This is a genomic window from Streptomyces sp. NPDC048659 (assembly GCF_040650575.1).
Classification (GTDB): domain Bacteria; phylum Actinomycetota; class Actinomycetes; order Streptomycetales; family Streptomycetaceae; genus Streptomyces.
The window spans coordinates 56,521-76,269 of record NZ_JBEZHM010000038.1 but is presented as its reverse complement, the minus strand read 5'-3'; the positions used below and the strand labels follow the sequence as shown (position 1 = coordinate 76,269).

Annotated in this window: 19 protein-coding genes; 12 read left to right on the top strand and 7 right to left on the bottom strand. The window is 74.5% G+C overall.

Translation table 11 applies throughout. From position 1 onward, the window contains the following. Positions 1–144: 144 nt before the first annotated feature. Positions 145–771 carry a TetR/AcrR family transcriptional regulator gene (locus AB0C99_RS26105; RefSeq protein ID WP_362479586.1) on the bottom strand — a complete coding sequence of 209 codons (627 nt, stop codon included), beginning with the start codon at positions 769–771 and terminating at the stop codon, positions 145–147. Positions 772–910: 139 nt separating this feature from the next. Between AB0C99_RS26105 and AB0C99_RS26100 the strand changes: the two genes are divergently transcribed. The 8 genes from AB0C99_RS26100 to AB0C99_RS26065 all read left to right on the top strand — a co-directional run bounded on the left by AB0C99_RS26100 (position 911) and on the right by AB0C99_RS26065 (position 9,989). Beyond that, positions 911–2,581 (top strand): serine/threonine-protein kinase, encoded by a 1,671-nt coding sequence (locus tag AB0C99_RS26100; RefSeq protein WP_362479583.1) that lies wholly within the window; start codon positions 911–913, stop codon positions 2,579–2,581. A 34-nt stretch (positions 2,582–2,615) separates the two neighbouring features. Further along, a complete protein-coding gene (locus AB0C99_RS26095; protein ID WP_362479580.1) occupies positions 2,616–3,191 on the top strand; it encodes a helix-turn-helix domain-containing protein in 576 nt (191 codons plus the stop codon). 350 nt (positions 3,192–3,541) lie between these two features. Beyond that, a complete protein-coding gene (locus tag AB0C99_RS26090) occupies positions 3,542–4,555 on the top strand; it encodes an agmatine deiminase family protein (protein ID WP_362479577.1) in 1,014 nt (337 codons plus the stop codon). Between the two features lie 165 nt (positions 4,556–4,720). Continuing rightward, positions 4,721–6,394 (top strand): ABC transporter substrate-binding protein, encoded by a 1,674-nt coding sequence (locus tag AB0C99_RS26085; protein ID WP_362479574.1) that lies wholly within the window; start codon positions 4,721–4,723, stop codon positions 6,392–6,394. Then, positions 6,391–7,350: an ABC transporter permease gene (locus AB0C99_RS26080; RefSeq protein WP_362479571.1), complete on the top strand. Its 960-nt coding sequence runs from the start codon at positions 6,391–6,393 to the stop codon at positions 7,348–7,350. Before AB0C99_RS26085 ends, AB0C99_RS26080 begins: the two co-directional genes overlap by 4 nt. Continuing rightward, on the top strand, positions 7,347–8,201 hold the full coding sequence (locus AB0C99_RS26075) for an ABC transporter permease (RefSeq protein ID WP_362479568.1): 855 nt from the start codon (positions 7,347–7,349) through the stop codon (positions 8,199–8,201). Before AB0C99_RS26080 ends, AB0C99_RS26075 begins: the two co-directional genes overlap by 4 nt. Next, on the top strand, positions 8,198–9,190 hold the full coding sequence (locus AB0C99_RS26070) for an ABC transporter ATP-binding protein (RefSeq protein ID WP_362479565.1): 993 nt from the start codon (positions 8,198–8,200) through the stop codon (positions 9,188–9,190). Before AB0C99_RS26075 ends, AB0C99_RS26070 begins: the two co-directional genes overlap by 4 nt. Further along, a complete protein-coding gene (locus AB0C99_RS26065; protein WP_362479562.1) occupies positions 9,183–9,989 on the top strand; it encodes an ABC transporter ATP-binding protein in 807 nt (268 codons plus the stop codon). Before AB0C99_RS26070 ends, AB0C99_RS26065 begins: the two co-directional genes overlap by 8 nt. Before the next feature lie 92 nt (positions 9,990–10,081). On the opposite strand, the gene AB0C99_RS26060 is transcribed toward AB0C99_RS26065, so the two are convergent. Continuing rightward, a complete protein-coding gene (locus AB0C99_RS26060) occupies positions 10,082–10,726 on the bottom strand; it encodes a TetR/AcrR family transcriptional regulator (RefSeq protein ID WP_362479559.1) in 645 nt (214 codons plus the stop codon). Between the two features lie 120 nt (positions 10,727–10,846). Between AB0C99_RS26060 and AB0C99_RS26055 the strand changes: the two genes are divergently transcribed. After that, the gene (locus AB0C99_RS26055) at positions 10,847–12,007 is read left to right on the top strand and encodes an agmatine deiminase family protein (RefSeq protein WP_362479556.1); all 1,161 of its coding nucleotides are present in this window, start codon (positions 10,847–10,849) and stop codon (positions 12,005–12,007) included. A 93-nt stretch (positions 12,008–12,100) separates the two neighbouring features. On the opposite strand, the gene AB0C99_RS26050 is transcribed toward AB0C99_RS26055, so the two are convergent. From AB0C99_RS26050 to AB0C99_RS26035, 4 genes are read right to left on the bottom strand one after another with little or no spacing between them, the layout of a single operon-like run. Continuing rightward, entirely contained in the window at positions 12,101–13,294 is a 1,194-nt protein-coding gene (locus AB0C99_RS26050; protein ID WP_362479553.1) for an ABC transporter permease, read from the bottom strand. Beyond that, positions 13,291–14,127, bottom strand: a complete 837-nt coding sequence (locus tag AB0C99_RS26045; RefSeq protein ID WP_362479550.1) for an ABC transporter ATP-binding protein — start codon at positions 14,125–14,127, stop codon at positions 13,291–13,293. Before AB0C99_RS26045 ends, AB0C99_RS26050 begins: the two co-directional genes overlap by 4 nt. Continuing rightward, positions 14,124–15,236, bottom strand: a complete 1,113-nt coding sequence (locus tag AB0C99_RS26040; RefSeq protein ID WP_362479547.1) for a peptidoglycan-binding protein — start codon at positions 15,234–15,236, stop codon at positions 14,124–14,126. The genes AB0C99_RS26045 and AB0C99_RS26040 overlap by 4 nt, the downstream gene beginning before the upstream one ends. A 2-nt stretch (positions 15,237–15,238) precedes the next feature. Next, on the bottom strand, positions 15,239–15,769 hold the full coding sequence (locus tag AB0C99_RS26035; protein WP_362479544.1) for a hypothetical protein: 531 nt from the start codon (positions 15,767–15,769) through the stop codon (positions 15,239–15,241). A gap of 175 nt (positions 15,770–15,944) precedes the next feature. Between AB0C99_RS26035 and AB0C99_RS26030 the strand changes: the two genes are divergently transcribed. The 3 genes from AB0C99_RS26030 (at position 15,945) to AB0C99_RS26020 (ending at position 18,591) form a co-directional block, all read left to right on the top strand. Further along, positions 15,945–16,601 (top strand): response regulator transcription factor, encoded by a 657-nt coding sequence (locus AB0C99_RS26030; protein ID WP_362479541.1) that lies wholly within the window; start codon positions 15,945–15,947, stop codon positions 16,599–16,601. Further along, positions 16,598–17,824 carry a HAMP domain-containing sensor histidine kinase gene (locus AB0C99_RS26025; RefSeq protein ID WP_362479538.1) on the top strand — a complete coding sequence of 409 codons (1,227 nt, stop codon included), beginning with the start codon at positions 16,598–16,600 and terminating at the stop codon, positions 17,822–17,824. Before AB0C99_RS26030 ends, AB0C99_RS26025 begins: the two co-directional genes overlap by 4 nt. A 179-nt stretch (positions 17,825–18,003) precedes the next feature. Further along, positions 18,004–18,591: a class I SAM-dependent methyltransferase gene (locus tag AB0C99_RS26020; protein ID WP_362479535.1), complete on the top strand. Its 588-nt coding sequence runs from the start codon at positions 18,004–18,006 to the stop codon at positions 18,589–18,591. Between the two features lie 34 nt (positions 18,592–18,625). Here AB0C99_RS26020 and AB0C99_RS26015 read toward each other — a convergent pair whose 3' ends face one another. Beyond that, positions 18,626–19,681, bottom strand: coding sequence for a biotin/lipoate A/B protein ligase family protein (locus AB0C99_RS26015; RefSeq protein ID WP_362479532.1), 1,056 nt, complete (start codon positions 19,679–19,681; stop codon positions 18,626–18,628). Positions 19,682–19,749: the final 68 nt, after the last annotated feature.

Below are 19,749 nucleotides of genomic sequence, written 5' to 3'. Positions count from 1 at the left end.
GGTATGAGGGGTGGCGCGGGAGCGCCGGGCGAGTCCTGCTGCGAGTCCTGCGTCCAGGGTGCGTGACGCGGACCCGGAGCGCCGCTCGCCACGACGGCGGATACGGCCTCCTGGCCCCTACTGTGGCACTGACTGAAAAGTCAGTCAAACAACTCGGGCCGGGAGAGGATCGCGGCCGATGTCCGAGGGGACGCCCTGGGGGAGGTGGGCGAGCTCCGCCCGGATCGCCTCCCGCATCAGCTCCCGGGCGTGCCCCGGATGCAGGACGCCGCTGAACCGCCGGGCGTTCAGCCCCTCGCGCAGCGCGGTCAGGCGCTCGGCCGCCGCGCCCAGCGCCGCCGCGCCCGCGGCCGGCCGGACCAGCGCCAGCAGCTCCGCGACCTCACGGATCCAGACCCCGCCCGCCTCGGCGAGTGCCGTCCTGAGGGCCGGTTCGAAGATCGCCCCGGCGCGCAGCTCGCTCCAGGCGGTGCCGGCCTCGCGCACCTCCGGGACCTCTTGGAACTCCCCGAGTAAGGCGAGCTCCAGCAGCTCGTGGGCGTCGGCGGGGCCGCCGGAGCCCGCCCGGTCCGCCGCGGTCCGCCGGGACCGGCCGGCCATGAAGTCGAGGGTGCTCCCCAGCAGGCCGGCCCGGTCCTTGAAGTGGTAGTAGACCAGCGCGGTCGACACGCCCGCCTCGGCGGCGAGCTCGTCCACGCGCAGCCCGCGGACCCCCCGCCGCGCCAGGGCGCGGGCCGCCGCCTCCAGGATGGCGGTTCTGCGCTCCGTCACCGGCTGTTTCCTTCCGATGGTGTCTGTTCTCATCGTCCCATATTGACTGAAACTTTAGTTAGGGGCACGATGCGGGGGCCTCACGCACCCTCACGCGCCCCTACGTCCCCCCACGCCCCCTCGCCGAAAGAGCCGCCGCATGTCCGCACAGCCCCCCGGTGCCCCGCCCGCCCGCACGGCGCTGTCCCCCGACGACCCGAGCGAGATCGGCGGCTACCGGCTGCACGCCCGGCTGGGCGCGGGCGGCATGGGCGTGGTGTACCTGGCGTACACCCCCGGTGGCCGGCCCCTCGCGCTGAAGGCCGTACGGGAGGAGTTCGCCACCGACCCCGAGTTCCGCGAGCGCTTCGCCCAGGAGGTCGCCAGCGCCCGCCGGATCCACGGCCTGTACACCGCGCAGGTGGTGGACCACGGGGTCGACGCCCGGACGCCGTGGCTGGCGACGGCGTACGTCCCCGGGCCCACCCTCCAGCAGGTCGTCCAGCGGCACGGCCCGCTGCCGGTCCGCACGGTGCTGCCGCTGGTGGCGGGTGTCGCCGAGGCCCTCCAGGCGATCCACGGTGTGGGCGTCGTGCACCGGGACCTCAAGCCCGCGAACGTGCTGCTCGCCGCCGACGGGCCGCGCGTGATCGACTTCGGCATCGCGCGGGCGGCCGACGCGGCCGCGCTCACCGGGACCGGGCTGCGGATCGGCACCGCCGCGTACATGGCGCCCGAGCAGGCCCTCGGGCACCCGGTGACCCCGGCCGCCGACGTGTTCGCGCTCGGCGCGCTGGCCGCCTACGTGTCCTGCGGCCTGACCCCGTTCGGGAACGGCCCCGAGGCCGCCGCGCTCTACCGGGTGGTCCACGAGGCGCCCGACCTCGGCCCCGTACCGCCGGAGCTGCGGGAACTGCTCGGGCGCTGCCTCGCCAAGGACCCGCGCGAGCGGCCCGGCACCGCGGAGCTGATCGCCGCCGTCCACGCCCACCCGGCCGTGGGCCCCCGGCCGGGCTTCGCCTTCGCCGAGGAGTGGCTGCCGCATCCGGTCAGCGCGGACATCGCGGGCTACGGCTCGGGGAGCACGCCACCACCGACCGCGTACCCGCCGACACGGACCCCGGCCCCGACCCCGTTCCCGGCGCAGGCGCAGGCGCAGGCGCCGACGCCGTTCCCGTTCCCGACGCCGCCCCCGTACGCGACCCCGGCCCCGACCCCGCCCCCGGTCCACGCCCAGCCCACCGTGGCCTCCGCCGGGCCCCCGGCGCCGCCCGCCACCGACGCGGCTCCGGCGGCCCCGCCCCCGTGCGGAGCGGACGGCCCCGGGAACCCCCGGCGGGCGCCCCGCCGGGGGCGGCGGGCCGTGGTCGCCGGGCTGGCGGCGGGCGGCGTGCTGCTCGGCGGCGGGGCGGTCGCCTTCCTCGCGCTCGACCGCCCGCCGGGGGACGCCCCGGCCCGCTACACGCCGGGGTACGCGAACGCGGAGCTGACCCTCCCCGACGCCGGCTACGAGTTCGACCTCGGGGCCGGGAAGGTGGTCCCGGAGGACACCGCCTCCTGGTATCTGGCCCGCGACGGCGCCGCGTTCGTCGTGTCCGAGGACACCGACGCCTTCGTCGCCGACGGCGACGAGCTGAGCGTCGCCGACTGCGTGCGCGGCATCGAGACCCGCCCGGTGACGGCCCTGCCCTTCGCCGAGCTCGCCGGCGAACGGCCCTTCTGCGTGCGCGGTTCCGACCAGAAGGACCTCGCGATCGTGCGCCTGGTCGAGGCGGCACCCGGCGGCCGGTCCGTCACCGTCGCCGTCGACCGCTACCACCGGGCGGGCTGAGCGGGGCCCGGAAAGCGCCAGGTAGGGTTCGGCCATGGCGACTCGTCGTACTCAGATCCTGGAAGCCGCCGCGCGGGTGATCGCCCGGCGCGGGATCCGCGGGCTGCGGGTGGAGGAGCTCGCGGCCGAGGCTGGTGTGTCCACGGCGCTGATCTACTACTACTTCAAGGACCGCGCCGGGATCCTGCGCCACACCCTGGAGTTCATCAACGACCGCGCCGAGCGCTACACGAGCGACCGCGACCCCGACGCCCCGCCGCTGACCCCGCGCCAGGAGCTGGAGGAGACCCTGCTCCTGGAGCTCCAGGACATCCCGGACGTCCGTGAGAACAGCGCCGCCTGGGGCGAGCTGAGGGCCAGCGCCGTCTTCGACGAGCTGCTGCGCGAGGACCTGGCGCGGGCCACCCTGGTGTGGACCCAGGAGGTGGCCGCGCTGCTCGGCCAGGTCCGGCCGATGGCCCCCGCCTCCGCGCTCGCCGCCTCGGGGGAGCGGCTGACCGCGCTCCTGGAGGGCCTGAGCATGCGCTGGCTCGGCGGCGGCATCCGGATCGAGCACGCGCGCGACCTGCTGCTGGGCGCCGTCGAGGCGGAGCTCGCCGGGCTCGGCTGACCGCCGCCCGCACCGGCCGGCACCCGCCCGTCACCCCCGCTTCGGCTCCGCGTCACGGGCCCTTCGTCAAAACCTTGACTGTCTTTTCAGTCAGTGCCACAGTGTGGGCACCGCCGAGAGCGGACGGCCCCGCAGCCGCCGGCCCTCCGGGCCCGCCCGGCCCTCCGCCACCCGCGCAGGACGCGGCTCCGGCGCTCGCACACCTCCCCGGATCCCCGGACCGGGTCCCCGATCTCGTACCCCTCGATCCCGTACATCCCGATCCCGTACACCCGATCTTCCGGCGTCCTCACTCTTGACTGAATTTTCAGTCGAGAGGAGGATGCCACCCACCGAAGAGAGAGCTTCCGATGACCGCATTCCAGATGCCCGCCGAGTGGTCCGCCCACGAGGGCTGTCTGATGGCCTGGCCGACCCGCCCCGACCTCTGGGGCAGCGTGCTCGCCGACGTCAAGGAGGAGTACGCGAACGTCGCCCGGGCCATCGCCGCCTTCGAGCCGGTGACCATGGTCGCCCCGCCCGGCCACGGGGACGACGCCCGCACCTGGTGCGGCCCGGAGATCACCGTCGTGGAGCTCCCGGTGGACGACTCCTGGTTCCGCGACTCCGCCCCGCTGTTCGTCCTCGACGCCGAGGGCCGCCGGGCCGGCGTCGACTTCCGCTTCAACGCCTGGGGCCGCAAGCACCACCCCTACGACTCCGACGACCGGATCAGCGCCCTGCTCCTCGACCACCTCGGGGTGGAGCGGATCGGCTCCGAGATGATCCTCGAAGGCGGCGCGATCACGGTCGACGGCGAGGGCACGCTGATCACGACCGAGCAGTGCCTCCTGCACCCCAACCGGAACCCCGGCATGAACCGGGACGAGATCGAGGCCGAGCTGATATCCCGGCTGGGCGTCCGTAAGGTTGTCTGGCTTCCGTACGGCGGCCTGCTCGACACCGAGACCGACGGCCACGTCGACGGGGTCTGCGCCTTCGCCGCCCCCGGCAAGGTCGTCGTCTCCCTCCCCGAGGACCCCGCGCACCCCGACTACGCCCGGATGCGGGCCAACCGCGCCGTACTGGAGGCCACCACCGACGCGCAGGGCCGCCGTCTGGAGATCGTCGACGTACCGCAGACCGCGTTCGTCGACATGGCCGACGGCCGGGTCGAGGTGTCCTACCTGAACTACTACGTCGCCAACGGCGGTGTCGTCGTGCCCGTGGCCGGACTGCCCGAGGACGACGCGGCCCTCGCCGTGATCGCCGAGGCGTACCCCGGCCGCAAGGTGGTCGGTGTGCGCGCGCTCGCGATCGCGTTCGGCGGCGGCGGGGTGCACTGCATCACCCAGCAGATCCCCGCCGCCCAGCCCCGGCCGTGACCGCTGGCCGTGACCGCAGGCCGTAACGCCCGGCCGTAATCCCCGGCCGCACCCCTCGGACCGGCCCCCGCCCGCCCCGCCCCCGCCCGCTCCTGCCGGACCGTCCCAGCGGTCCGGCGGCCTCCCCCATCGCGTACGCACCGCGTACGGAAAGAGAGCGCGACGATGATCACATCCGTACTCCGCACCAGCAGACGCACCGGGGGGCTACGCGGCCCCGGGTCCGGGCGCCCGCTCGCGGTCGCAGCCGCCCTCCTGACCTCCACCGCCCTGCTGGCGGCCTGCGCCGGGCCGCCCAAGGCCGGCGACGGGGCCGGGGCCGTCACCCTCTCGAAGGGCACGCCCGCCGCCAAGGGCCCGCTCGACTCCTTCACCTGGGCCGTCTACGCCGAGCCGCCCACCCTCGACTACACGGTGGCCTTCGACTACCCGCAGAACACCATCCTGTCCAACGTGTGCGAGAGCCTGATGCGCTGGACCCCGGGCCTCACCCTCGAACCGGGCCTCGCCCGCAAGGCGTCCAACCCCGACCCCACCACCTGGGTCTACGACCTGCGCGCGGGGGTCCGCTTCCACGACGGACGCACGATGACCGCCGACGACGTGGTCTACAGCCTCGGCCGGCAGACGAACCCCGACAACGCCGCCGCCTGGGCGCAGAACTTCCAGAACGTCGCCGCCGTCAGGAAGACCGGCCCGCTCCAGGTCACCGTCACCCTCAAGAAGCCCGACTCCCAGTTCCCCCAGTACATGGCCACCGCCGCCGGGGTCGTCGCCTCCAAGGCGGGTGTCGAGAAGGCCGGCAAGGACTACGGCACCACCGGCGGCCTCGCCTGCACCGGCCCCTTCACCCTCGGCACCTGGAACAAGGGCCAGTCCGTCGAGCTCGACCGCTTCGACGGCTACTGGGGCCGCAAGGCCAAGTCCGGCAAGGTCGTCTTCCGCTTCATGACCGACCCCTCGGCCCGCACCAACGCCCTGCTCAGCGGCGAGGCCGACGGCGGCTACCTCATCCCCACCGAGAGCTACGGACGGCTCAAGGGCAGCGGCGTCGGCACCCTCTACTTCGGCGAGGGCCTCAGCACCGTCAACGTCAACATCACCAACATGAAGGGCCCGCTCGGCGACGTCCGCGTCCGCCGCGCGCTCTCCCTCGCCCTCGACCGCTCCGGCTTCGTCAAGGCAGGACTCGGCGGCGCGGGCACCGCCACCCACTCCCTCACCACGCGCGCCGCCTGGGCCGCCGGCTCGGAGCGGACCCGCAAGACGGCCCTCGACTGGCTGCCCACCGGCGGACCCGACATCGAGAAGGCCAAGGCCCTCGTCAAGGAGGCCGGCGCCGAAGGCAAGACCCTCACCGTCGCCACCAGCTCCATCGGCCAGGACGTCTCCCTGCTCGCCACCGCCGTGCAGTCGGCCGGCGCGCGGATCGGGCTGGACATCCGGCTCAAGACCATCGCCCCGAACGCCTTCACCGCGCTCTTCACCGACCCGAAGGCGCGCGAGGGCATCGACATGTTCCCGCTCACCTACTACGACTCGATCACCGACCCGCTGGACCTGCTCACCAGCTTCAAGACCGGCGCCTACCTCAACTTCGCGGGCTACAGCGACAAGAAGTACGACCAGGGCGTCGAGCGGGCGACCGCCGAGTACGACCCCGACAAGCGCCTGCTGATCGAGACCGAGCTCCAGAAGCAGGCCGCCGAGCAGCTGCTGTGGATCCCGGTCGCCGAGTGGCCCACCTCCGTCTTCCTCAACAAGCGGATCACCGGCGCCCCCACCACCATCTCCTACATGTACTACCCGTGGGCCGCCGATGTGGGGGCCGCGCGGTGAGCTTCGCCCGATTCGCCGCCCGGCGCCTCGCCGAGATGGCCGCCACCCTGCTGTGCGCCTCCTTCGTCGTCTTCGGCGCGATGTACCTGGCCCCCGGCAGCCCCGCCAGCTTCCTGCTCTCCGGCCGCTCCGCCTCGCCCGAGGCGCTCGCCGCCATCAACGCCCAGTACCACCTGGACGACCCCTTCCTCGTCCGCTACCTGCGCTGGCTCGGCGACCTGCTCCACGGCGACTTCGGCCGGTCGATCACCTACCGCACCGACGTCTCCCGGCTCCTCGCCGACCGCCTCCCCACCACCCTGCTGCTGGTCGTGATGGCGCTCGCCGTGGTCGTGGTCGTCGGCCTGGTGCTCGGCCGGGTCGCCGCCGTGCGCGGCGGCGCCACCGACTCCGCCGTCCTCGTCACCACCACCTTCGCCGTCGGCACCCCCTCCTTCGTCGCCGCCGTCCTGCTCCAGGCGCTGTTCGCCGTCAAGCTCGGCTGGTTCCCCAGCGGCGGCGCGGGCGAGGGCTTCCTCGACCAGGTCTGGCACCTCACCCTCCCGGCCGTCGCGCTCGCCCTCTACCTGATCGGGATGCTCGCCCGGGTCACCCGCTCCGCGATGCTCGAAGCCCTCGACAGCGAGCACGTCACCGTCGCCCGCAGCCGGGGCGTGCCCGAGCGCCAGGTCATCCGCCGCCACGTCTTCCGCAACTCCCTGGGCACCGTCCTGACCACCGGCGGCCTGATCGTCTCGACCCTGCTGGTCTGCACGATCCTCGTCGAGACCGCGTTCAGCATCGGCGGCATCGGCCAGCTCCTGGAACTGTCCACCTCCACCAAGGACTTCCCGACCGTCCAGGCCATCTCCCTGATCATCGTCGCCCTGTTCATGACCGTGAACCTCATCGTCGACCTGCTGCTCCCGCTGGTCGACCCGCGGATCACCCTCGGATCGAGGAGGTCCACCGCATGACCGCGGTCCTCACCCGCCGCCCCGGCCTCGCCCGGATCCGTACGGCCGGCTCACCGCTCCACCTCTGCTGCCTCGGCTTCGTGCTCCTGGTCGTGGCCGCCGCGCTGCTCGCCCCGCTCCTCGTGCCGTACGACCCGAACGCGGTCGACCTCGGCAACGCGCTCGCCGGACCCTCCGCCGGGCACCCGCTCGGCGTGGACGCCGCCGGCCGCGACACCCTCTCCCGGCTGCTCCTCGGCGCCCGCACCTCGCTGCTCGGCCCGCTCGGCGTGGTCCTCTTCTCCACCGTCGCCGGCGTTGCCGTCGGGATGGCCGCCGCCTGGCGCGGCGGCTGGCTCGACTCGCTGCTCTCCCGCAGCACCGAACTCGTCTTCGCCTTCCCCGGGATGCTGCTGGCGATCCTCATCATCTCGATGTACGGGGAGGGGCTGACCGCCCCGGTCATCGCCCTCGCCATCGCCTACCTGCCCTACGTCAGCCGGCTGACCCGCTCCCTGGTCCTCGCCGAACGGGCCAGGCCCTACGTCAGCGCCTACCAGGTGCAGGGGCACTCGGCGCTCCAGATCTGCCTGCGCCACGTGCTGCCCAACATCGCCCCCGTCGTCCTCGCCCAGTCCACCATCAACTTCGGCTACGCCCTCATGGACCTCGCCGGCCTCTCCTTCCTCGGGCTCGGCGTCCCGGCGCTCACCCCCGACTGGGGCCGCATGGTCTTCGACGGCCAGACCGCCGTCCAGCACGGCTACCCGCTGTCCGCGATCCTGCCCTGCGCCCTCATCGTGCTGACCGTGGTCGCCTTCAACGTGGTCGGCGAGCGCTGGGCCGACCGTGTCGCCAGGAGAGACCGATGAACCCGACCGACCCGCCCGCCCTCGACGTCCGGGGGCTGCGGATCACCCTGCCCGGCACGGCCCGCCCCGTCCTCGACGGCGTCGACCTCACCGTCGGGCGCGGCGAGACCGTCGCCCTCGTCGGCGAGTCCGGCTCCGGCAAGAGCCTGACCTCCCGCAGCGCCCTGCGGCTGCTGCCGTCCGGCGCCGTCACCGAGGGCGCCGTCCTCGTCGACGGGCAGGACGTCCTCGCCCTCGACGCGGACCGGCTGCGCGCGCTGCGCACCGGCACCGTCGCCATGGTCTTCCAGGACCCCCGGGCGGCCGTCAACCCGCTGCGGCGGATCGGCGACTTCCTCACCGAGAGCGTCCGGCTGACGAGGACGATGACGGCGGACCGGGCCCGGGCCCGCGCCGTCGAACTCCTGGAGGCCGTCGGCCTCGACGCGACCGCCCTGGACAAGTACCCCGGCCAGGTGTCCGGCGGGATGCTCCAGCGGGTGATGATCGCCGCGGCCCTGATGGGCGACCCGGCCCTGCTCCTCGCGGACGAGCCGACGACCGCCCTGGACGTCACCACCCAGGCGGAGGTCGTGGCCCTCCTCGGGCGGCTGCGCGAACGCTTCGGCACCGGACTGCTGTTCGTCACCCACGACCTGGACCTGGCCGCCGCCATCAGCGACCGGGTGTACGTGATGTACGCCGGGCGGATCGCCGAGAGCGGGCCCGCGGCGGAGCTCTTCGCCCGCCCCCGGCACCCGTACACGGCGGCGCTGCTGGCCTCCACACCCCGGATGGAGGGCGGCGGCGGCCGGCTCGCCGCCATCGAGGGGCAGCCCCCGGACCTGCGGACCGAGCTGTCCGGCTGCGCCTTCGCCGCCCGCTGCCCGCTGGCCACGGAGGCGTGCGACCTGCGGGCGCCCGAGATGCTCGGCGCCCCCGGCCGGCCCGGCCACCGGGCCGCCTGCCACCACAGCGACCGGCTCGAAGGGAGCGCCGCGGATGTCTGAGAACGCCGAGCACGTGCTGGTCGTCGAGGGGCTGCGCCGCAGCTACGGAGCCGTCCGGGCGGTGGACGACGTGTCGTTCGTCCTGCCGCGCGGCGGATCGCTGGGCATCGTGGGGGAGTCGGGCTCCGGCAAGACCACCACGGCGCGGATCGTCGTCGGCCTGGAGTACGCGGACGAGGGCGAGGTCCATGTCCTCGGCCGGTCCAGGACCGAGCGGGCGCGCGGCCGGGCCGGGCGGCTGGCGCGGGCCCGCGAGGTCCAGATGGTCTTCCAGGACCCGTACTCCTCGCTCGATCCGCGCACCAGCGTGGAGGCGGCGCTGCGCGAGACGCTGAAGCTGCACTTCCCGGAGCGCGACCACGCCAGGCGGGTGCGGGAACTGCTCGACCAGGTCGGCCTGGGGACCCGGGCCGCCGACGCCCTGCCGAGGCACCTCTCCGGCGGGCAGCGGCAGCGGGTGGCCATCGCGCGGGCGCTGGCCGTGGAGCCGGCCGTGCTGGTGCTGGACGAGGCGGTCGCGGCGCTGGACGTGTCGGTGCAGGCGCAGATCCTCAACCTGCTGGCCGACATCCGCGAGGAGACCTCGGTCGGCTATCTGTTCATCACCCACGACCTCGGCGTGGTGCGGTGCGTCACCGACGAGGTCATCGTGATGCGGCACGGCGCCGTCGTGGAGGCGGGCCGCACCGCCGAGGTGCTCGCGGCGCCGGAGCACCCGTACACCCGGCTGCTGCTGGAGTCGGTGCCCCGGCCGGGCTGGGACCCGGAACGGATCGCGGCGGCCCGCCGGGCGCTGTAGGGGCTGCCCTAGGGCGGCGGCGCGGCCGGTCCGGGCACCGGCCGGTCCGGGCTCAGGTCCGGGCTAAGGCCGGTTCGGACGCCGGGCGCGGTTCAGGCCCCGGCCGCGAGCGTGCCGACGAGGGTCCGCAGTACCGCTCCGCCGTCGAGCCCGGGGTCCAGCGAGGCGACCGCGGCGAGTCCGTCCACGGCGGCGGCGACCGCCTCGCCGAGCGGGCGCGGGTCTATCCCGCCGCCGCGCTCGTCGGCCAGCACCTGGAACAGGGCGACGAAACAGGCGCGCCAGCGCCGGTACTCCGCCTCCAGGGACTCCCGTACCCGCTCGTCGTTGAGGGCGTGCCAGTGCAGCGCGGAGTGGAGGTGGGCGAGGTCGGGGCTCTCGGGCCCGTCGAGCAGGACGAGGACGCGCTCGGCGCGCTCGGCGAAGGTGCCGGGGGCGGCGACCGCCTCCTCCAGCGGCAGGATCCACTCGGGGCGGATGTCGTCGACGACGGCCAGCACGAGGTCGGTGCGGTCCTGGAAGTGGTAGTGGCACATCCCGTGCGAGACCCCGCAGAGCGCGGCCACGTTGCGGGTGGTGAACCGTTCGCCCTGCTCACCGGCGAGCAGCGTCCGGGCGGCCGCGATCAGGCGCGCGCGGGTCTGCTCGCCCTTCGCCGACGCCCGGGACCGGGGGGCCGGCGGCTTCGCGGGCGGGGCGGCGCTGGTGGTCCGGGAGTCCTTCGCGGGTGCGGCCATGGCCTCTATCTAACCAGCCGCCACAATCCTGGCCGAAAATATTGACCGAGCGCTCGGTCAGTTCTACGTTTCCGAATCAACCACGGGTGTTCCGTGGGGAGTTGAGAGCTGGAGGCAGCAATGAACGAGCACGCGGAGCGCGCACAGGGCGGCGGGGGTCTGGGCAGACGCCGGTTCCTGAAGGCCGCCGGAATCGCGGCCGTCGGCACCGCCCTGGCGGCCACGGAGGCCCAGGCGGCCGTCCGGTCGCTGGTGGGCCGGAGCGCCGCGGCCGGCGGATTCTCCGTACCGATCGAGGACGTCCGGCACACCCGCACCTGGATGGCCTTCCCGGACTCCACCTCGATCTGGGGCAACAAGCTGAGCGGGGTGCAGGCGGACATCGCCCTCATCGCCCGCACCATCGCCAAGTACGAGCCGGTGATCATGTGCGCCAACTCGGGCAGCGCCGCCAAGGCCCGCTCGCTGTGCGGCTCCACGGTCACCGTGATCAGCACGATCCCCGTCGACGACTGCTGGATGCGCGACACCGGCCCGGTCTTCCGCACCAACGGGGCCGGCGGCCTCGACGCGATCGGCCTCAACTTCAACGGCTGGGGCAACCGGCAGACCCACGCCAAGGACAACCTGGTCGCGGGCCGGATCGCCGCCTACGTCGGCGTCCCGTACACCTCCGCCGGGCTCATCGGCGAGGGCGGGGCCATCGAACAGGACGGCGCCGGCACCCTGATGGCCACCCGCAGCAGCCTCGTCAACAACAACCGCAACCCCGGCATGACGGAGCGCCAGATCGAGGCGGCGATGTGCGCCGCCTACGGCGCCTCCAAGGTCATCTGGTTCGACGGCGTCCGCAACCAGGACATCACCGACGACCACGTCGACGCCACCTCGCGCTTCCTCGCCCCCGGCAAGGCGCTGGTGCAGATGCCGCTCTCCACCGACAACGACGTCTACGCCAAGGACGCCCGCCAGCAGTACGCGGTGCTGTCCGCGGCCACCACCGCGACCGGCACCGCCATGGCCGCCAACAAGCTCCAGGGCCCCGACTACTACAAGATCCGCTCCACCAACGCCGACTTCCTCGCCTCCTACGCCAACTACTACGTCTGCAACGGCGCGATCATCTCCGGGCAGTTCGGCGACACCGCCGCCGACACCGCCGCCAAGGCCACCCTCGCCCGGCTCTACCCGGGCCGGGTGATCGAGCAGCTCAACATCGACCGCCTCGGCACCGGCGGCGGCGGCATCCACTGCGTCACCCAGCAGCAGCCCGTGAGCTGACGCACGCACCTTGTACGAGGGCCCCTGCCGGCGCGCGCCGGCAGGGGCCCTCGTACACGTGGCCGTCGGCCGTCGGTCCTCGGCCTTCGGCTCTCAGGCCGAGCGCAGGGCGTCCGTGGGGGAGGAGCGGGCCGCGCGCAGCGCCGGATAGATCCCGGCGAGCGCGGCGACCAGCACCGACACCGCCGGGCCCGCCGCCACCAGGGAGAGCGGCACGGCCGCCGGCCAGCCCTGGGCGAACGCGTAGCCGTAGACCGTGAGCCCGCCCAGCACCAGCCCGGCGACCCCGCCCACGAAGCCCATCAGCACCGCCTCCAGCAGGAACTGGACGGCGATCTGCCCGCCCCGCGCGCCCAGCGCCCGGCGCAGCCCGATCTCGCCCCGGCGCTCCATCACCCCCACCACCATCGTGTTGGCGATGCCGACCCCGCCCACCAGCAGCGCGACCGCGGCCAGCGACAGCACCAGTCCGGTGAGCGCGTCCTCCGCCTCGTCGCGCGCCGCCAGCAGGTCGGACGGGCGGCTGACGGCCACCCCGCTCGGGCTCGCCGGATTGGCGGTCGCCCCGGCCACCGCCTGCACGTCGGGCACCCGCTCCGGGTGCGCGCGCAGATAGACCGTGGCGGCCGTGCCGTCCGCGCCGAGCCGGGCCGTCGCCCGCGGCCAGCCGACGAGCGCGGCGGTGCCCAGCTCGGGCGCCAGCTCGTTCGGCGCCAGGATCCCGGAGACCACGTACCACTCGCCGCCCAGCCAGACCCGCTCGCCCGGGGCGGTGACCCCGAGGCGGCTCGCGGCCACGTCGCCGAGCACGGTCACCGGGAGCCGTTCGCTCGCCCGGTCCAGCCAGCGCCCGCTCGCCATCCGGGCGCGCAGCACCTCCAGCAGGTCGAGCCGGGCCGCCAGCACCGTCAGGCTGCCCGTCTGCTGCTTGGGCACCAGGTCGTTGCGGTACACCCCGGCCTCGGTGGCCCCGGTCGCGGTCACCCGCTGGACCGGGCCGATGTCCGCGAGCATCTTCTCCGCGGTGGCCGGCAGCGGCACCGGGCGCTGCTCGGCGTCCTTGCCGGGGCCCACGGTGATCAGGTTCGAGCCCAGCGCGTCCAGGCGCGCCAGCAGATGCGCCTGGTTGGACAGGGAGATCCCGGTCACCGCGATGACGGCGGCGATGCCCAGCGCGATGCCGAGCGCCGACAGCGCGGACCGGGTCCTGCGGGTGCGCGGGCCGATCGTGCCCAGACGGAGCAGGTCCGCCGGGCGCAGCCGGGTGCGGCGCGGTGCTCGCGTCACTGGGGGGCTCCTGCCGGGTGGGGGCCGCGTTCGTCGAAGTCGACGCGGCCGTCGTGGATGCCGACGCGCCGGGGGAAGGAGGCGGCCAGCTCGCGGTCGTGGGTGATCACGACGACGGTCGTGCCCCGCTCGTTCAGCTCCCGCAGCAGCCCGACGACGGCCGCGCCGGAGACGCTGTCCAGCGCGCCGGTGGGCTCGTCGGCCAGCAGCAGGGCCGGCCGCCCGACGAGCGCGCGGGCGATCGCCACCCGCTGCTTCTCGCCGCCGGACAGCTGGTCGGGGCGGTGGTCCAGCCGGTGCCCGAGCCCCACCTCGCGCAGCGCCTCCACGGCGGCGGCGCGGCGGCGCGCGGCGGGCACGCCGCTGTAGAGCAGCCCGGTGGCCACGTTCTCCACCGTGCTCAGCCCGGCCAGCAGGAAGAACTGCTGGAAGACGAAGCCGATCCGACGGGCCCGCAGCGCGGCCAGCTCGCGGTCCGGGAGCCCGTCCAGATCGCGCCCCTCGAACCGCAGCCGCCCGGCGGTGGGCCGGTCGAGCGAGCCGAGCAGCGCCAGCAGGGTCGACTTGCCGGACCCCGAGGGCCCGACGACGGCGAGCAGCTCCCCGGCCGCCACGGTCAGGTCGATGCAGTGCAGGATCCGCAGCGGCGGCTCCCCGGGGTACTCCTTGACGACACCGGTGAGCTCCAGGACCGGGGCGGGGGCCGGGCGGTCGGTCGGAGAGGCCGAGACGGCGGGGGCGGCCGGGGTGGCGGGGCCCGGGGTGGCCGGGGTGGTGGGGGAGGCCGGGGCGACAGGCGTGGCAGGCGTGGCCGGGGGCCTGGGCGTCGTCACTGCGGCACCACCACCCGGTCGCCCGCGCGCACGTCCCCGTCGATCTGCGCCTTCGCGTCGGCGACCAGCCCCAGCCGGACCGGGACGAGCCGTGCCGCCGCGCCGTCCCGCTCGACCCGTACGCCGTAGCCGCCGCCGTCCAGCGCGAGGAGCGCGGTGACGGGGACGATCAGGGCGTCCCGCGCGGTGTCGCCGACGATCGTGACGGTCACGCTGGAGGGACCGGCCTGCCGGGCCTTGCCCTGGTCGTCCAGGGCGACGGTGACGGTGGTCTTCTCCGCGCCGCCGCCGGAACCGCCCTCCCCGCCGTCCGCGCCGCCCCCGGCGCCGCCGCGGATCAGGGAGCGGATCCGGCCCTCGACCGTGCCCCCGTCGGCCAGCCGCACCTTCACCCGCGCGTTCGGCTTGAACCGGGAGAGCTGGTTCTCGGCCGGCCGCACCACCGCGACCAGGGCCGTGTCGGTGACCGTCAGCACCGGGCCCGTACCGACAGCCGAGCCGAGCTGGGCCGAGACCCGCTCCACCCGGACCGAGCCCTGCGGCAGCATGACGACCTCGGCGCGGCCGACCGTCCCGGTCTGGCGGGCGCCGAGCGCCTTCTGCCAGCGCTTCACCGCGACCGCCGTGGCCTTGGTGAACTTCCCGTCCACGCTCAGACCGAGCCCCTCGGCGTGGCCGAGGCGCAGCAGATTGCGCTTGAGCTGCTCCACGTCCGGCCCGTCCGGGACCCCTGGCCCGAGATCGCGCCAGAGCGGACGCTTGCCCGTCATCAGGACCACCGGCCGCCCGTCGACCTCGTACAGCCGCTGACCGGCCCGGACGACGGCGCCGACGGACGGCAGGGCCGTCAGCGTGCCCTGCCCGGCGGCGACGACCGACGTGGGCGCGTCGAAGGAGAGCGCGCCCGCGACCTGGATCCCGCTGGACAGCGAGCCCTTCTCCACGACCACCGTGCCGTGCTCGACGACGGGCCGCGCGTCGGCGGTGCCGGGCGCCTCCCAGGGGCGGGCCACGGCCAGCGCGCCGGAGCCGCCGAGGACGGCGACCAGGGCGAGCGGGAGGACGATCCGGCGGCGCCCGCGGCGCCGTACCTCGCGTGTCTCGGTCATGGTCACGGCCCGATCCGGTAGCCGGGCATGGGCAGCTTGGAGCAGGCGGGCTGGATGGCGTCCCACTTGGCCCCGTCGAAGGCGGCCGTGGGGATCACCAGGATGCCCGTCTGCGGCTCGGGGTCGGGCAGGTCCGGATAGCCGTTCTTCCGCGCGCAGGCGACGAAGGCGCGGGCCATCTCCACGAACTTCGCGTTGTTCTTCGCCTTGACCTGGTGGATGCCGGGGACCTTGGCGTCGCACGTCTTCGCGGCGGTCTCGTACCCCTCCAACGACCCGCCGTCGGTACCGGCCGCCGGGATGGCGATGTTGCCCTCCTTGTCCTGGGTGACCCCGTTCTGCCCCTGGGCGTGCATACAGTCCACCCAGGCCCTGCGGACCGCGTCGTCGTCCTGCGGCTCCTTCTTCGCGCCGCCGCCCTCGGCCCCGGCCACCCGCGGCGCCGTGTCCTCGGCGGACGAGCAGCCGCCCACGGCCAGTACGGCCGCGACGGCCGCCCCCGCCAGCAGCATCCGTCGTGTCTTCTCGCGCATGGGCCTCTCCCTGCCGGTCGTCTCGTGTGACGTCCGCAGTTCTACGGAGGGCCCGGTGAGCCACCCGTGAGCGTGCGCCTAACCGGTGGCTAACGGCGGCCGGGGCATCCTTGACATGCGGCGACGAGGACCGCGACGGCGACGGCGCGCGCGGGCGCCGGAGGGAGTGGGACGGATGCGGGTGCTCATCGTCGAGGACGAGCCGGAGCTGGCGGCCATGCTGGCCGACGGACTGCGCGGCGAGGGCATGGTCCCCGAGGTCGCCCACGACGGCGTCCGCGCGCTGGAGCTCACCGCGGCCCACGCGTACGACGTCCTCGTGCTCGACCGGGACCTGCCGGGGCTGAGCGGCGACGCCGTGTGCCGGGCGCTGACCACCGCCGGTTACCCGGCCAGGATCCTCATGCTCACCGCCGCCGGCTCCCTGTCCGACCTGGTCGACGGCCTCGGCCAGGGCGCCGACGACTACATGAGCAAGCCCTTCTCGTACCTGGAGCTGGTCGCCCGGCTCCGCGCGCTCGGCCGCCGCACCCCGGGCGGCGGCCTCCCCACCGTGCTGAGCCGGCGCGGACTGAGCCTCGACACCGCGCGGCGCGCCGCCGAACGCGACGGCCGGCCGCTGCGGCTGACCCCCCGCGAGCTCGGCGTGCTGGAGCTGCTGCTGGCCGCGGACGGCGCCCCCGTCAGCACCGAGGAGCTGCGCGCCTGCCTGTGGGACCCGGCGCTCGACCCGGCCACCACCGCCGTCCGGGTCACCGTCCACTCCCTGCGCCGCAAACTCGGCGACCCGCCGCTGATCACCCACGAGCCCGGCTTCGGATACCGGCTGTGACCGGCCCCCGCACCGGCGCCCGCACCGGCCACCGCTCCACCCGCCCCCGGCTGCCGCTGCGCGCGCGCCTGACACTGGTCACCACCGTGGTCTTCGCGCTCCTCGGCTGCGGACTGCTCGTCCTCAACTGGCTGAGCTCCCGGCAGCTCATCGAGGACAACCGCTACCTGGTGGTCCCCGCGGTCGACACCGTCCCCGCCGAGATGCCCGCCCCGGACACCACCACCCCACCCCCGGTCCCCGCCCGGACCCTCACCCCCGCGACCGCCGCCGAGGGCTTCCAGGAGTTCCAGCGCAGCGTCCTCGGCGAGCTCCTCGGCCGCTCGCTGCTGCTGCTCCTCGTCTTCACCGCGCTCGCCGCGCTGCTCGCCTGGTGGGCCGGGCGCCGGTCGCTGGCCCGGCTGCACCGGGTCACCGCCGCCGCCCGGCGGATCGGCGCGGGCAGCGCCCTCGACGAGCGGCTCGCCCTCACCGGCCCGCACGACGAGGTACGGGAGCTCGGCGACACCTTCGACGCGATGCTCGACCGCCTGGACCGCAGCTTCACCGCCCAGCGCCGCTTCACCGCCCACGCCTCCCACGAGCTGCGCACCCCGCTGACCCTCCAGCGCACCGCCCTGGAGATCCCGCTGGCCCAGGGCCGGGTCCCCGCCGACCTCCGCCCCGACCTGCGTCGCGCCCTCGACGCCAACGCGCGCACCGAGCGCCTGATCGCGGCGCTGCTCACGCTGGCGCGGGGCGAGAGCGAGCCGCCGGCCCGGCAGCCGGCCGACCTCGCGGACGCGGCCGACGCGGCGCTCGCCGACCTCGCCGGGGAGGCCCGTACGGCAGGGGTGCGGATCGACGCCGCCGCCGCGCCCGCGCCGGTCACCGGCGAACCCGCGCTGCTGCGCCAGGTCGCCCTGAACCTGCTGGCCAACGCGGTCCGGCACAACCGGCCGGACGGCACCGCGACGCTCACCACCGGCACCGCGGGCGACCGGTCCTTCCTGGAGGTAGGCAACACCGGGCCGGTCGTGGACCCGGCGGAGCTGCCCGAGCTCTTCGAGCCGTTCCGGCGGGGAGCGGGGCGCCGGGCGGAGGGCAGCGGTCTCGGACTCGCCGTGGTCCGCGCGATCACCGCCAACCACGGCGGCGAGATCACCGCCGTGCCCCGCCCCGGCGGCGGCCTCACCGTCCGCGTCGAGCTGCCCCGCCGGGCGCGGGATGCCTCTGACATGTGACGAGGTGTCCGAGAACCCTGGACCGGGGCCTCCTCGGTGTCATAGCCTCCCCTTTACCGAGACACGGTTGGGCGTGCCCCGGTCCGAGCCGTACCCGGCTCCGGACCCGCAGCCGCCGTCGTGACTCATTTCCCACGGTGTCGTTATGCGTCCACACGACGCAACGAAGGCGGTCATCAATGTCCGGCACGGAGTCCTCCGACTACACCCAGCGCCTCGCGCGGCTCGAGACCTCGGGCATCAAGCGGCTGTTGCCGACGCAGGCGCCGTACCGGTGGAATCTGAAGAGACTGGGCCTCGGCCGGGTGCTGGACGTGGGCTGCGGCCTGGGCCGCAACCTGCTGAACTGCGGCCCCGACAGCGTCGGTGTCGACCACAACGCCGACTCGGTCGCCGTCTGCCGTGAGCGGGGCCTGACCGCGTACACGCCCGACGAGCTCGCCGCCGCCCCGGACTGCGGCCCCGGCTCGTTCGACAGCCTGCTGTGCGCGCATGTCCTGGAGCACATGGACGAGGCGCTGGGGAACTCGGTCCTGGAGCAGTACCTGTCGCTGGTGAAGCCGGGCGGCCAGGTCGTGCTGATCTGTCCCCAGGAGGCCGGCTACAAGACGGACGCCACGCACGTCCGCTTCGTCGACTTCGACGGCCTGCGCGGCCACGCGGAGAAGCTCGGTCTGACGGTCGACCGGACCTACTCGTTCCCCTTCTCCCGCGCGGTCGGCAAGGCGTTCCCGTACAACGAGTTCATCCTGGTGGCCCGCACCTGATCCCGTCCCGGGGCGCCCAAGGCGCCCAGGACGCTCAGGGGACCCGGGCGGTCCACTCCGGAGTCGCGAACTTCGTCTCCGCGAGCTCCTTCGCCCGGGCCATCTCCTCCTCCGTGACCCGGCCCTCGGACAGGCCGTAGCGGGAGCGGAAGGAGGCGATCATCCGCTCGATGACCGCCTCCCGGGGCAGCCCGGTCTGGCGGCGCAGCGGGTCCACCCGCTTCTTCGCGCTCTTGGTGCCCTTGTCGGAGAGCTTCTCCCGGCCGATGCGCAGCACCTCGGTCATCTTGTCGGCGTCGATGTCGTACGCCATGGTCACGTGGTGCAGCACCGCGCCGTCCCCGGAGGCCATCCGCTTCTGCGCGGCGCCCGCGATCTTGCCGGCCTCGGTCGCGATGTCGTTGAGCGGCTGGTACCAGGCCCGCACGCCCATGTCGCCGAGCGCGCCCAGCACCCAGTCGTCCAGATACGCGTAGCTGTCGGTGAAGGACAGGCCCTGCACCAGGGCGTCCGGGACCGACAGCGAGTACGTGATGGTGTTGCCCGGCTCGATGAACATCGCCCCGCCGCCGCTGATCCGGCGCACCACCCCGATGCCGTGCCGCTCCGCCGCCTCCGGGTCCACCTCGTTGCGCAGCGACTGGAAGCTGCCGATCACGACGGCGGGCGCGCCCCACTCCCAGACCCGCAGCGTCGGCGGCCGGCGCCCCGCCGCGACCTCGGCGGTCAGCACCTCGTCCAGCGCCATGTGCAGCGCCGGGGACTGCGGCGCCTCGTGGACGAGCTGCCAGTCGTAGTCGGTCCAGTCGGTGGCGTGCGCCAGGGCGCGGCGGACCGCCACGCCGACACCCTCCGTGGTCAGCCCGTACATCTGGGTGCCCGGCGGCAGCGCCGCGTCGATCCGGGCGGCCAGACCGGCCGCGTCGGTGTCCGCCGGAGCGCCCTCCAGCGCCCCGTCGATCGCCAGGATCGCCTCGTCGGGCTCCAGGAAGAAGTCGCCCGCGACCCGGACCCGGCGCAGCGCGCCGTCCTCCACGTCGAGGTCGACGACGACCAGCTTGCCGCCCGGAACCTTGTACTCGCCGTGCACGGGACCCTCCCCGGGGATGGGCCTGCAGGGGATGGACCTGCAGAGAAGGAGACAAAGGGGTGAACTCG

Bases quoted from the DNA above. Each gene is read 5' to 3' on its own strand.
- AB0C99_RS26100 (WP_362479583.1), top strand. From the start codon at position 911: ATGTCCGCACAGCCCCCCGGTGCCCCGCCCGCCCGCACGGCGCTGTCC.
- AB0C99_RS26020 (WP_362479535.1), top strand. From the start codon at position 18,004: ATGTCCGGCACGGAGTCCTCCGACTACACCCAGCGCCTCGCGCGGCTC.
- AB0C99_RS26085 (WP_362479574.1), top strand. From the start codon at position 4,721: ATGATCACATCCGTACTCCGCACCAGCAGACGCACCGGGGGGCTACGC.
- AB0C99_RS26060 (WP_362479559.1), bottom strand. From the start codon at position 10,726: ATGGCCGCACCCGCGAAGGACTCCCGGACCACCAGCGCCGCCCCGCCC.
- AB0C99_RS26065 (WP_362479562.1), top strand. From the start codon at position 9,183: ATGTCTGAGAACGCCGAGCACGTGCTGGTCGTCGAGGGGCTGCGCCGC.
- AB0C99_RS26035 (WP_362479544.1), bottom strand. From the start codon at position 15,769: ATGCGCGAGAAGACACGACGGATGCTGCTGGCGGGGGCGGCCGTCGCG.
- AB0C99_RS26040 (WP_362479547.1), bottom strand. From the start codon at position 15,236: ATGACCGAGACACGCGAGGTACGGCGCCGCGGGCGCCGCCGGATCGTC.
- AB0C99_RS26055 (WP_362479556.1), top strand. From the start codon at position 10,847: ATGAACGAGCACGCGGAGCGCGCACAGGGCGGCGGGGGTCTGGGCAGA.
- AB0C99_RS26090 (WP_362479577.1), top strand. From the start codon at position 3,542: ATGACCGCATTCCAGATGCCCGCCGAGTGGTCCGCCCACGAGGGCTGT.
- AB0C99_RS26030 (WP_362479541.1), top strand. From the start codon at position 15,945: ATGCGGGTGCTCATCGTCGAGGACGAGCCGGAGCTGGCGGCCATGCTG.
- AB0C99_RS26095 (WP_362479580.1), top strand. From the start codon at position 2,616: ATGGCGACTCGTCGTACTCAGATCCTGGAAGCCGCCGCGCGGGTGATC.
- AB0C99_RS26075 (WP_362479568.1), top strand. From the start codon at position 7,347: ATGACCGCGGTCCTCACCCGCCGCCCCGGCCTCGCCCGGATCCGTACG.
- AB0C99_RS26070 (WP_362479565.1), top strand. From the start codon at position 8,198: ATGAACCCGACCGACCCGCCCGCCCTCGACGTCCGGGGGCTGCGGATC.